Annotated in this window: 12 protein-coding genes; all 12 read left to right on the top strand. The window is 35.9% G+C overall.

All coding sequences use genetic code 11. The annotated features are described in order from the left end of the window. The 12 genes from ruvA (at nucleotide 1) to QM512_RS00425 (ending at nucleotide 11,721) form a co-directional block, all read left to right on the top strand. Nucleotides 1–579, top strand: a complete 579-nt coding sequence (gene ruvA / locus QM512_RS00370; RefSeq protein WP_282805591.1) for a Holliday junction branch migration protein RuvA — start codon at nucleotides 1–3, stop codon at nucleotides 577–579. A 24-nt stretch (nucleotides 580–603) separates the two neighbouring features. Then, nucleotides 604–1,623, top strand: a complete 1,020-nt coding sequence (gene ruvB, locus QM512_RS00375) for a Holliday junction branch migration DNA helicase RuvB (protein WP_282805592.1) — start codon at nucleotides 604–606, stop codon at nucleotides 1,621–1,623. Nucleotides 1,624–1,683: 60 nt separating this feature from the next. Continuing rightward, complete coding sequence (gene yajC, locus QM512_RS00380; protein WP_282805593.1) at nucleotides 1,684–2,139, top strand: preprotein translocase subunit YajC; 456 nt, start codon at nucleotides 1,684–1,686, stop codon at nucleotides 2,137–2,139. A 95-nt stretch (nucleotides 2,140–2,234) separates the two neighbouring features. Continuing rightward, the gene (gene zwf / locus QM512_RS00385; protein ID WP_282805594.1) at nucleotides 2,235–3,683 is read left to right on the top strand and encodes a glucose-6-phosphate dehydrogenase; all 1,449 of its coding nucleotides are present in this window, start codon (nucleotides 2,235–2,237) and stop codon (nucleotides 3,681–3,683) included. Further along, nucleotides 3,683–4,801: a DNA polymerase IV gene (dinB, locus tag QM512_RS00390; RefSeq protein WP_282805595.1), complete on the top strand. Its 1,119-nt coding sequence runs from the start codon at nucleotides 3,683–3,685 to the stop codon at nucleotides 4,799–4,801. The genes zwf and dinB overlap by 1 nt, the downstream gene beginning before the upstream one ends. A gap of 41 nt (nucleotides 4,802–4,842) precedes the next feature. Beyond that, entirely contained in the window at nucleotides 4,843–5,808 is a 966-nt protein-coding gene (locus QM512_RS00395; protein WP_282805596.1) for a DHH family phosphoesterase, read from the top strand. After that, a complete protein-coding gene (locus QM512_RS00400) occupies nucleotides 5,792–7,177 on the top strand; it encodes a DEAD/DEAH box helicase (protein WP_282805597.1) in 1,386 nt (461 codons plus the stop codon). Before QM512_RS00395 ends, QM512_RS00400 begins: the two co-directional genes overlap by 17 nt. Before the next feature lie 236 nt (nucleotides 7,178–7,413). Continuing rightward, nucleotides 7,414–10,062, top strand: a complete 2,649-nt coding sequence (gene alaS / locus QM512_RS00405; protein WP_282805598.1) for an alanine--tRNA ligase — start codon at nucleotides 7,414–7,416, stop codon at nucleotides 10,060–10,062. A gap of 54 nt (nucleotides 10,063–10,116) precedes the next feature. Further along, nucleotides 10,117–10,374, top strand: coding sequence for an IreB family regulatory phosphoprotein (locus tag QM512_RS00410; RefSeq protein ID WP_003647717.1), 258 nt, complete (start codon nucleotides 10,117–10,119; stop codon nucleotides 10,372–10,374). Continuing rightward, a complete protein-coding gene (gene ruvX / locus QM512_RS00415) occupies nucleotides 10,374–10,814 on the top strand; it encodes a Holliday junction resolvase RuvX (RefSeq protein WP_282805599.1) in 441 nt (146 codons plus the stop codon). Before QM512_RS00410 ends, ruvX begins: the two co-directional genes overlap by 1 nt. After that, nucleotides 10,807–11,121, top strand: coding sequence for a DUF1292 domain-containing protein (locus tag QM512_RS00420; RefSeq protein WP_282805600.1), 315 nt, complete (start codon nucleotides 10,807–10,809; stop codon nucleotides 11,119–11,121). The genes ruvX and QM512_RS00420 overlap by 8 nt, the downstream gene beginning before the upstream one ends. 57 nt (nucleotides 11,122–11,178) lie before the next feature. Beyond that, entirely contained in the window at nucleotides 11,179–11,721 is a 543-nt protein-coding gene (locus tag QM512_RS00425; RefSeq protein ID WP_282805601.1) for a CvpA family protein, read from the top strand. The last annotated feature ends 4 nt before the right edge of the window (nucleotides 11,722–11,725 follow it).

The raw sequence follows: 11,725 nt of genomic DNA on the forward strand, positions 1-11,725 counted from the left end.
ATGTTTGAATATCTCAAAGGAATAGTAGCAAAAATCGATCCAGCTTATGTAGTTTTAGATGTAAATGGAGTTGGATATAAGATTCTTTGTCCCACTCCCTATAGTTACCAAGAAAATCAGCCAGCAACTATTTTTGTTGAACAAGTAGTCAGAGATACTGGAATTACTTTATATGGTTTTTTATCTTTAGAAGACAAAGAATTATTTTTAAAATTGTTAAGCGTTTCAGGAATTGGGCCTAAATCAGCAGTGGCAATTATGGCTGCTGAAGATACTGATTCTTTAGCTAGTGCAATTCAAAATGGAGAAGTAAAATACTTAACTCGCTTTCCTGGAGTGGGGAAGAAAACCGCTTCTCAAATTGTTTTAGATTTAAAAGGAAAATTAGGCAATTATGTGAAGAAAGCTGTTCCAAGTGCTGATCTTTCACCAAGTCTGCAAGATGCTTTGCTTGCTTTAGTTGCTTTGGGTTATACGCAAAAAGAAGTTGATCGAATTACACCAAAGCTTGCAAAGTTGCCTGAAAATACGGCAGACGGTTATGTTAAGGAAGCATTATCGTTATTGCTTAAAAAATAAAATTAGTTAGTTTATGACAAGGAAGTGAAAGATGTGAACGATGAAGAGCGAATTATAGGCGCTGAAAGCAGTGAAGAAGATGAAACGATTGAACTTTCGTTGCGTCCGCAATTACTAGCTCAATATATTGGACAAGATAAGGTTAAAAGCGAGATGAAAATCTACATCAAGGCTGCTAAGCAGCGGGATGAAGCTTTAGACCATGTTTTGCTTTATGGACCCCCTGGTTTAGGTAAAACTACTTTAGCCTTTGTAATTGCTAATGAAATGGGGGTACAGTTAAAGAGTACGTCAGGTCCTGCGATCGAAAAAGCGGGAGACTTAGTAGCACTTCTTTCAGAATTAAATCCTGGGGATGTCTTATTCATTGATGAAATTCACCGACTAGCCAAACCTGTTGAAGAAGTTTTATATTCAGCAATGGAAGACTTTTATATTGATATTGTTGTTGGAGAAGGACAAACAACGCATGCTGTCCATGTCCCCCTACCTCCTTTTACCTTGATTGGAGCAACTACCAGGGCTGGTCAGTTATCAGCACCTTTAAGAGATCGTTTTGGAATTATTGAACATATGCAGTACTATTCTGTAGCTGATCTAGAAAAAATAATTCAAAGGTCTAGTATAGTCTTTAATACAAAGATTGATCCTGAAGCAGCAATTGAACTTGCACGTCGTTCTCGTGGAACGCCGCGTGTTGCTAATCGCTTGCTAAAAAGAGTTCGCGATTTTGCTGAAGTGAAGGGCGAAGAAGCTATTTCTTTAGCAACTACTAAACATTCACTTCATCTATTAGAAGTTGACGATGAAGGATTAGATCAAACCGACAGAAAACTTTTAAGAATGATGATTGAAAATTATGGCGGAGGCCCCGTTGGCATTAAGACTATTGCAGCTAATGTTGGTGAAGATACTGATACAATTGAAGAAGTTTATGAACCATATTTACTTCAAAAGGGATTTATTACTCGAACTCCTAGAGGAAGAAGCGTTACGCAAAAAGCTTATTTACAATTAGGATATCCACCAAAAAAAGCAGAGTAAGTTTTTAGTTAAGCTAAAAATACGGTATAATTATTGTTTGAAAGTTAATTAATAAAAATAATGAGGTGTAATACTTTGAATACATTTTTCTTAGCACAAAGTGCAGCTGGTATGAATAACATTTTTATGATTATTGCAATGATTGCAATTTTTGTTTTCTTCTACTTCTCAATGATTAAGCCACAAAAGAAGCAACAACAAGAACGTATGAAGATGATGTCTGAACTTAAGAAGGGCGATCAAGTAATTATGGTTGATGGTCTTCACGGTAAAGTTGATTCAATTAATGATAGCGACAAGACTGTTGTTATTGATGCAGATGGAATTTTCTTAACATTTGAAAGAATGGCTATTCGTCGTGTGCTTCCAACTGCTGCAGCTCCTGTTCAAGATGTTAAATCTAACGAAGCAAAAGAAGAAAAAGTTGAAACTGAAGACAAGACCGCTGAAAACAGTAAGCCAGAAGAGACAACTACTTCTGATAAAACTGAAAATACTGATTCTGAAGAAAAATAAAAAACGTCCGCAAGGACGTTTTTATTTTTTTATTGTCTTAGCTAGTATTGTAAAATAGAAATTGGTAAAGTTAATTTTATAGGTAGGTAGTTAGAATGAAAAATATTCCAGTTGTCATGATTATTTTTGGTGGCTCAGGTGATTTGGCTCATAGAAAGCTTTATCCAGCTTTATTTAACTTATATCAAAAAGGCTTGATTCACGATCATTTTGCTGTAATTGGTACGGCCAGAAGACCATGGAGCCATGAATATTTACAAGAACAAGTTGTCGAAGCAATTAAAGAAAGTTGCGATAACTTTAATGAACACGATGCTAAGGATTTTGCTTCACATTTTTATTACCAATCTCACGATGTAACTGATACGGATCACTATATTGCCTTAAAAGAATTAGCTACGAAACTTGATGATAAGTATCAAGCTCAAGGAAATCGTATTTTCTACATGGCAATGGCTCCAAGATTTTTTGGTACAATTGCAACTCACATTAACGATCAAAAACTAGTTGGTAGTGGCTTTAATCGTTTGGTAATCGAAAAACCATTTGGTCATGACTTAGCCTCTGCTGAAAAATTAAATCAAGAAATTGGCGAAAGTTTTAATGAAGATTCGGTATACCGTATTGACCACTATCTTGGCAAAGAAATGGTTCAAAATATTATGCCACTTAGAATGACGAATCCAATTGTTAATAATATTTGGTGCAAAAAATACATAGCAAATATGCAAGTAACTCTTGCGGAAAGCTTGGGCGTAGGGACTCGTGGTGGTTACTATGAAACTTCTGGTGCTTTGCGAGACATGGTACAGAATCATATTTTCCAAATTATTACTCTCTTAGCAATGCCTGAACCAAAAGCCCTTGATTCCGATCATATACATGAAGCAAAGCAGGAGTTGTTAGATAGCTTGGTAATTCCAACTCCAGAAATGGTCAAGAAACATTTTTCACGCGGACAATATCTAGCTAGTGATGATGAAGTAGAGTACTTAAAGACAGATCAAGTTGCTCCTGATTCTAAGGTAGAAACTTTTGTAGCTGGAGAAATTAACTTCAAAAAAGGTCCTGTAGCTGGTGTCCCAATTTACTTTAGAACTGGTAAAAAGATGAAGGACAAGGTTTCTAGAATTGATATTGTGCTTCATCATATGAATAATTTATATGGGAATGCTCACTCGAATAATATTTCAATTATTATTGATCCAAGAAGCGAAATTTTCTTCACGATTAACGGTAAAAAAATTACTTCTGAGGGCTTGAGAAGGGAGCATCTTAGCTATAAGTTCTCTAAAGAAGAAATGGATCAAGTTCCAGATGGTTACGAAAGATTGCTTCATGATGTCTTTGTAGCGGACCGTACTAACTTCACTCATTGGTCAGAACTAAAGCAATACTGGAAATTTGTTGATGCAGTTGAAGATGCATGGCAAGAAGAAAATAAAGACATTAAGCAGCTTGAACAATATCCAAGTGATGAATTTGGTACTGAATCAAGTAATCATATCTTTGAAAAAGATAGTGAACACTGGATTTACCGTTAATGGACTTACTGCCTAAAAATAATACTAGCCGTAAAATTATTCACTTGGATATGGATGCTTTTTATGCGTCAGTGGAAATTCGCGACAATCCTAATTTAAAAGATAAAGCTGTTTTAATTGGTGGCGATCCTAAAAAAAATAAAGGACATGGTGTTGTTGCAACGGCCAATTATATTGCCCGACAGTATGGTGTTCATTCGGCTATGCCGGCAGCTAAGGCGGTTAAGTTAATACCAGCAGAAAAATTAGTAATTATTCAACCTAATTTTGAAAAATACCGTGCTGTATCTGCTGAAATTCATCGCTTGATGCATCAAATGACCGATCGAGTAGAGTCGGTAGCTTTAGATGAAGCTTATCTAGATGTTACTAAAAATAAGCTTCATTTGGATGATCCAGTTCGGATAGCTACAATTCTTCAGGAACAAATTTACCGGAAGATTGGATTAACGAGTTCATTTGGCGTGTCTTACAACAAGTTTTTAGCCAAAATGGGATCGGAATACGCTAAACCATTTGGTAGAACAGTAATTAGCCCAGAAAGTGCGCTTGATTTTTTAGCAAGACAAAAAATCGAAAAGTTTCCCGGAATTGGACCTAAAACGCAGGAAAGATTGGCCAAAATGGGAGTCTATACTGGGGCAGAATTAAGAAAAATTCCAACAGAGATTTTAATTAAGAAATTTAATCGGATGGGTTACTTGATTGCTCAGCATGCTCATGGGATTGATTTGCGTACAGTAGTAACTGATTCTGAAAGAAATCGTAAATCAATTGGGATTGAGCGAACTTTTAATCAAAGTTTATTTGACGAAAATGAAGCTCTAACTAGACTTAGAGCTTATAGCAGTGAACTTGAGGCTAGGCTGAAAAAGCGACATTTCCTTGCAAATTGTGTAGTTCTAAAGGTTCGTGATGTAAACTTTAAAACTATTACCAAAAGGCGAAAGCTAAAACAGGGAACTAATGATAAAATTGTTATTTATGACACGGGGCGTGCTTTATTTGAAACAGAAAAAAGTATGCTTTCAACAGGAATTAGACTTTTAGGTCTTACCGTAACAGATTTTGAAGAACATCCAGTTGAAAATTTATCGTTAGATATTTTTGAAAACTAATAATGATAAAATGAATTAAGAAAAATTGAGGAGAAAAATTAATGGCAACTTTTGATGAAATCTATGAAAAAATAAAAGAATATCCAACAATTATTTTGCACCGTCACACTAGTCCTGATCCAGATGCTATTGGTTCTCAAGCTGGTTTAGCAAGATCATTAAGATTAGCTTTTCCAGATAAAAAGATCCTTTGTGCTGGTGAGAATGACGAAGGTGACCTAATTTGGATTAACAAAATGGATAAGGTTACACCTGAAGACTACAAGGGCGCTTTGGTAATTACGACTGATACAGCAAATACTCCACGTATCTCTAACAAAAATTATGATAAAGGTGACTTGTTAATCAAGATTGATCACCACCCAGATGTTGATCCATATGCGGATATGAGTTACGTAGATCCAGATGCACCAGCTGCTTCTGAAATCATTTTTGATTTCTTAAAAGCAGAAAATTTGCCAATAACTAAGGAAGTTGCAGCAGCTTTGTATGCAGGTATTGTGGGTGATACTGGTAGATTCATGTATCCTGAAACTTCAGCTCACACTTTCGATGTAGCAGCTGAATTAACTAAAACAGGAATTAACATTACTGATATTGCGAGAGAAATTGCGGACGTTACTTTTGACGAAGCAAAATTACAAGCTTTGGCAATGGATAAAATGGAAATTGATCCAGTTGGAGCAGCATACACAATTTTAATGCAAGACGATTTGAAGAAAATGGGATTAACTGACGATCAAGCAAATGTGGCAGTTTCAACTCCAGGTAGAATTAAAGATGTTTTGGCTTGGAATGTTTTTGTTGAAAAGCCGGATGGTACTTTCCGTGTTCATTATCGTTCAAAGGGCCCAGTTATTAACCATTTAGCAGAAAAGCATGATGGTGGTGGCCATGCATTAGCCTCTGGTGCCAATGCCAAAGATATGAACGAAGTAAAGCAAGTCTTTGATGAAGTAGTAGAAGTAACTAAGAAATACAATGAGGAACATGGCACAAACAAGTAGTATATTTCAAAGCAAGAAAATTCGTCCAAAATTACAAGCTGGACTAGAAAAAATTAATTTTAAAAAACCAACCAAAGTACAAGCTTCAGTTATTCCAGCACTTTTAGATAATAAAAATGTTGTTGTACAAGCTGCAACTGGATCAGGTAAGACACATGCATATTTGATTCCAATTTTAAATATGATTGATGAAACTGCACCAGTGACGCAAGCTGTGGTGACTGCTCCAAGTCGTGAATTAGCTAATCAATTGTATAAAGTGGCACGTCAATTGAGGGATGCTAGTGGTTTAAACATTTCAATTGAATATTTAGGTGGTGGAAACGATCGTAATCGCCAAATTGAAAAAGCTGAAAGTAGAGCGCCTCAGTTAATTATTGCCACTCCTGGTCGTTTACATGATTTTTCATCTAAGAAAGTCATTAATTTAGATAATGTTAAAGCTTTTGTTATCGATGAAGCAGACATGACTTTAGACATGGGCTTTTTAAGTCAAATGGATGAAATTATATCTAAGTTAGACAAAAAAGTTGTTTTAGGTGCTTTTTCAGCAACTATTCCAGTCAAGCTTGAAAACTTTTTAAGAAAGTATATGTCAAAGCCAGAATTCATCGTTATTGATAATCCAGCTATTATTGCACCAACGATTCAAAATGACCTAATTGATGTTGGATCACGAGATAAAAAAGAAATTTTGTATAAGTTACTAACTATGGGACAACCATACTTAGCCTTAGTTTTTGCCAATACAAAAAAGACGGTGGATGAACTAACTGATTATCTGGAAGAGCAAGGCCTTAAAGTGGCTAAGATCCATGGTGGAATTACAGAACGTGAACGTAAAAGAATTATTCGCCAAGTTAGAGAGGGGCAATATCAGTATGTTGTAGCTAGCGATTTAGCTGCAAGAGGAATTGACGTCCCTGGCGTTAGTTTAGTAATTAACTATGAAATTCCTAAAGATCTTGAATTTGTAATTCACCGAATCGGCAGAACTGGTAGAAACGGTCTTGAAGGGCATGCAATTACTTTGATTTATGATGATGAAATGTCACAAATTGAAGACTTAGAAAAATTAGGTATCCATTTTGATTTTAAGGAAATTAAAAATGGTGAACTAGTTGAAAGAGCTCACTATCATCGTCGTGATAATCGTCAAGTGCGTAACCATAAGCTTGATAATCGAATGATCGGGATGGTAAAGAAGACTAAGAAAAAAGTAAAGCCAGGTTATAAGAAGAAAATTAAGCAAGCTATTCAAAAGGACCGTCAGCAAAAGCGGAAGATTGAAGAACGTCATCAAGTCAGAAAAGCTAAACGCAGACGTAAGCGCGAACGTGAACAAGCACGTAGTAATTTTGACAACTAGAAAATTTGTAGTAAAATAAATCACGTTTAGGACATATTACTGGAGTATTTTCTTCAAAGAGAGGATCTAATATAGGTGAGAAGATCTAGAAGTACTAAGTAATGCTACCTAACTTTAAATTGATAAATAATAAATAATTAAGAGGTAACAAACACTGTTGCAATCAAGGTGGTACCGCGCTGGGAGCGTCCTTGTTAAATGCAATAGTGTTTTTTGTATTGTTGTAGGAGATTTTTATGAAACAATTGACTAGTTCACAAGTACGTCAAATGTTCTTGGACTTTTTTAAAGAGCATGGCCACATGGTTATGCAAAGTGCATCATTAATTCCACAAGATGATCCAACCTTATTATGGATTAACTCTGGTGTTGCTACGATGAAGAAATATTTTGATGGTTCTGTTGTACCTAAGAATCACCGAATTACTTCTTCTCAAAAATCAATTAGAACTAACGATATTGAAAATGTTGGTAAGACTGCACGTCACCAAACTTTCTTTGAAATGCTTGGTAACTTCTCAGTTGGTGATTACTTTAAGAAAGAAGTTATCCCTTGGGCTTGGGAATTCTTAACTAGCCCAAAATGGCTAGGCTTAGACCCAGACAAACTATATGTGACTGTTTATCCTAAAGATACAGAAGCTTACCACATGTGGCATGATGTTGTTGGCTTACCTGAAGATCACATTGTTAAATTAGAAGATAACTTCTGGGATATCGGTGAAGGTCCATGTGGTCCTGACTCAGAAATTTTCTATGACCGTGGTCAAGAAAATAATGACGTTGCTGAAGATGATCCAGAAAACTTCCCAGGTGGGGAAAATGCTCGCTACCTTGAAATTTGGAATATTGTGTTCTCACAATTCAACCACTTACCAAATGGTAAATATGTTGATCAACCACATAAAAATATTGATACCGGTATGGGATTAGAACGTGTGGTTTCAATTATTCAAGATGCGCCAACTAACTTTGAAACTGACTTATTCATGCCAATTATTAAAGAAACTGAAAAGTTAAGTGATGGTAAGAAGTATGCTGCAAATAAAGAAGACGATGTAGCATTTAAGATCATTGCTGACCACGTTCGTGCAGTAAGTTTCGCAATTGCTGATGGTGCTCTTCCTTCAAATTCAGGTCGTGGATATGTCTTACGTCGCTTAATTAGACGTGCTGACTTAAACGGGCAACGTTTAGGCATTAAAGGCGCATTTTTATACAAATTAGTACCCGTAGTTGGCGAAATTATGAAGAGCCACTATCCAGAAGTTGTTGATCAACAAGCATTTATTCAAAAAGTAATTAAGAATGAAGAAGAAAGATTCCAAGTAACTCTTTCTTCTGGTTTGAACTTACTTGATAACATTATTGCTGAAGCTAAGAAGAGCGATGACAAGACTGTTTCTGGTAAAGATGCATTCAAGTTGTTTGATACTTATGGCTTCCCATACGAATTAACTTTTGAAGCTGCTCAAGATGCTGGCCTTAAGGTTGATAAGAAGGGCTTTGATGAAGAAATGAAAGCCCAGAAAGAACGTGCTCGTAAGGCTCGTGGTAACTTGCAATCAATGGGATCACAAGATGTTACTTTGATGAATATCAAGGACAAGAGTGAGTTTGAATACGGCACTTTAGAAGAAAAGCATGCTAAGTTAATAGATATTGTTGTAGACGACAAATTAGTTGACAAGGCTGATGGTGAACACGCAACTTTAATCTTTGATAAGACTCCATTTTACGCAGAACGTGGTGGACAAGTTGCTGACCACGGTGAAATTTTGAACCAAAATGGTGAATTAGTTGCCCGCGTAACTGATGTACAACATGCACCAAACGATCAAAACTTGCACTTTGTTGATGTTATTTTGCCACTTGAAAAGGGACAAGAATATATCTTGAAAGTTGACCAAAAACGTCGTCGTGGCTTAAAGCACAACCATACTGCTACTCACTTATTGCATGCAGCTTTACGTGAAGTTTTAGGTACACATACTCACCAAGCTGGATCTTTGGTTGAACCAGATTACTTACGTTTTGACTTTACTAGTTTAGAGCCAATGACTAAGAAAGAAATTGCTAACGTTGAAAAGATCGTTAACGAAAAGATCTGGGAAGAAATTCCAGTTAAAACAACTGTTACTGATCCTGATACTGGTTTGAAGATGGGTGCTTTAGCCTTATTTGGTGAAAAATATGGTGATACAGTTCGCGTTGTTCAAATCGATGACTTCTCAACTGAATTCTGTGGTGGTACGCACTGTGAAAACACCGACCAAATTGGTATGCTTAAGATTGTTTCTGAATCTGCTGTTGGTGCTGGTACTCGTAGAATTATTGCTGTCACTGGTCCAGAAGCCTACAAGTATGTAACAGACCGTGACGAAATCTTGAAGGAAGTTCAAGATGAAGTTAAGGCAACTAAGGTTGAAGATGTAACTAACAAGATTTCTTCCCTTGAAGAAGACTTACGTTCAAGTCAAAAAGAAGCTGAACAATTGAAAGCTCAAATTAACAAGGCTAAAGCTGGTGACTTGTTCAATGATGTTAAGCAAGTTAAAGATTTAACTGTAATTGCTGTACAAGCTGATGTTGAAGGCATGAATGACTTGCGTGAACTTGCTGATAATTGGAAGAGCAGTGATAAGTCTGACGTTTTAGTTTTAGCTGCTGAAGTTAATGGCAAGGCTAACATGGTTATTAGCTTGAACGATAAGGCAATTAAGGCTGGTCTTAAGGCTGGTAACTTAATTAAAACCGCTGCTCCTATCTTTGGTGGTGGCGGTGGTGGCCGTCCAAATATGGCACAAGCTGGTGGTAAGAATCCAGCAGGCTTAAAAGATGCTATTGATAAAGTGTTACAAGAAGTTGAAGAAAAACAAAATTAATTGAGTTCGTTCGATATTTCAAGTAGAATTAAGAAGAATAGGAGGAATTTTATTATGAGTTCGCTAGATAAAACAATGCATTTTGACTTTAACCAAAATAAGGGTAAAAATGTATACGATACTCTACAAGATGTATACAATGCACTTGAGGAAAAAGGCTATAGCCCAATCAATCAAATTGTTGGGTACTTGCTCTCAGGCGACCCTGCATATATTCCTCGGCATAATGATGCACGTAATTTAATCTTGAAACATGAACGTGATGAAATTATTGAGGAATTGGTTAAGAGTTATTTAGGTAAAAATAAATAATGCGATTACTTGGACTTGATGTTGGCTCTAAAACTGTCGGTGTTGCAATTAGTGACCCTTTGGGAATTACCGCTCAAGAGCTTGAAACAATTAAAATTGATGAAAGCAAATTTAGCTTTGGTATGCGCCAAATTAGAAAAATTGTGCGTAAATATGAGGTTGAGGGCTTTGTTTTAGGCTTGCCCAAAAATATGGATGGTAGTAGCGGACATTCAGTAGAAAGAAGTAGACAGTATGGTGAACGCTTGAAAGAAAAGTTTGCCTTACCTGTCTATTATATGGATGAACGCCTTACAACTGTGCAGGCTGATAGAATTTTAGTGGAAGAGGCCGGTGTCCATGATCGTGTTGAACGAAAAAAAGTTATTGACCAAATGGCTGCTGTTTTAATCTTACAAAATTATTTAGAAGCAACCAGAAAGGATAATCAAAATGAGTGAAAAAATTAACGCTAACCAAGATAATGATCGTCAAATTACTTTAGTTGATGAACAAGGTAATGAAGAATTATTTGAAATATTGTTCACTTTTACGTCTGAAGATTATGGTAAATCTTACGTTTTACTGTATCCAGCAGCTGTCAGTGACGATGATGATGTCGAAGTACAAGCTTTCAGCTATGACGCAGATGATGATGGTGATGTAACTAGTTCTGACTTGCATGAAATCACAGATGATGACGAGTGGAATATGGTACAAGGAGTTTTAAATACATTTTTGTCAGACGATCGCTTAAGTGGCGAATAATCTTCAAAAAAGACTGGCGATTGAAGCTAGTCTTTTTTGCTTAATCAAGGATGAACAATGATTTCTATTCTCATTTTATTAATTTTTATTTATTGTTGTTATGTTGGCTATCGACGTGGGATAGTATATGAAGGTTTGGCTGCTGGTGGATATGTGGTAGGATTAATTTTTGCTACCTTATTGTATAAACCATTTAGTAACTTTTTAAATCTTTGGGTTCCATATCCTTCAGCTAATGATCGTAGTAGTTTTGCATTTTTTGATAAAACTACTGGCTTGACCCTGGATAAGTCATTTTATGCTGCAATTGCCTTTTCAATTATCTTATTGGTGGTTTGTTGTTTATGGCGTTTTGTAATGTTAGGTTTTAATCAGCTGAGGTATGTAACTGTAAATTCCAATTTAAATCTTTGGGGAAGTTTAATTATTTCTTTTATTGTGACACAGATTAGTGTTTATTTACTTTTGTTTATTTTAGCTACAATTCCTAGCGATGGTTTACAAAATATGCTAGGACATTCTATTTTAGCAAGTGGTATTTTGCATTTTTCTCCAGGAATTTCACAAATCTTCATAAATTTATTTATTACAACAATATAAAAAA

Source organism: Lactobacillus isalae (assembly GCF_947539375.1).
Classification (GTDB): domain Bacteria; phylum Bacillota; class Bacilli; order Lactobacillales; family Lactobacillaceae; genus Lactobacillus; species Lactobacillus isalae.

What these genes read in the sequence shown, in the direction of transcription:
- ruvA (WP_282805591.1), top strand. Translation starts at nt 1, where the DNA reads ATGTTTGAATATCTCAAAGGAATAGTAGCAAAAATCGATCCAGCTTAT.
- ruvX (WP_282805599.1), top strand. Translation starts at nt 10,374, where the DNA reads ATGCGATTACTTGGACTTGATGTTGGCTCTAAAACTGTCGGTGTTGCA.
- alaS (WP_282805598.1), top strand. Translation starts at nt 7,414, where the DNA reads ATGAAACAATTGACTAGTTCACAAGTACGTCAAATGTTCTTGGACTTT.
- QM512_RS00425 (WP_282805601.1), top strand. Translation starts at nt 11,179, where the DNA reads ATGATTTCTATTCTCATTTTATTAATTTTTATTTATTGTTGTTATGTT.
- yajC (WP_282805593.1), top strand. Translation starts at nt 1,684, where the DNA reads ATGAGGTGTAATACTTTGAATACATTTTTCTTAGCACAAAGTGCAGCT.
- QM512_RS00420 (WP_282805600.1), top strand. Translation starts at nt 10,807, where the DNA reads ATGAGTGAAAAAATTAACGCTAACCAAGATAATGATCGTCAAATTACT.
- QM512_RS00410 (WP_003647717.1), top strand. Translation starts at nt 10,117, where the DNA reads ATGAGTTCGCTAGATAAAACAATGCATTTTGACTTTAACCAAAATAAG.
- zwf (WP_282805594.1), top strand. Translation starts at nt 2,235, where the DNA reads ATGAAAAATATTCCAGTTGTCATGATTATTTTTGGTGGCTCAGGTGAT.
- QM512_RS00395 (WP_282805596.1), top strand. Translation starts at nt 4,843, where the DNA reads ATGGCAACTTTTGATGAAATCTATGAAAAAATAAAAGAATATCCAACA.
- QM512_RS00400 (WP_282805597.1), top strand. Translation starts at nt 5,792, where the DNA reads ATGGCACAAACAAGTAGTATATTTCAAAGCAAGAAAATTCGTCCAAAA.
- dinB (WP_282805595.1), top strand. Translation starts at nt 3,683, where the DNA reads ATGGACTTACTGCCTAAAAATAATACTAGCCGTAAAATTATTCACTTG.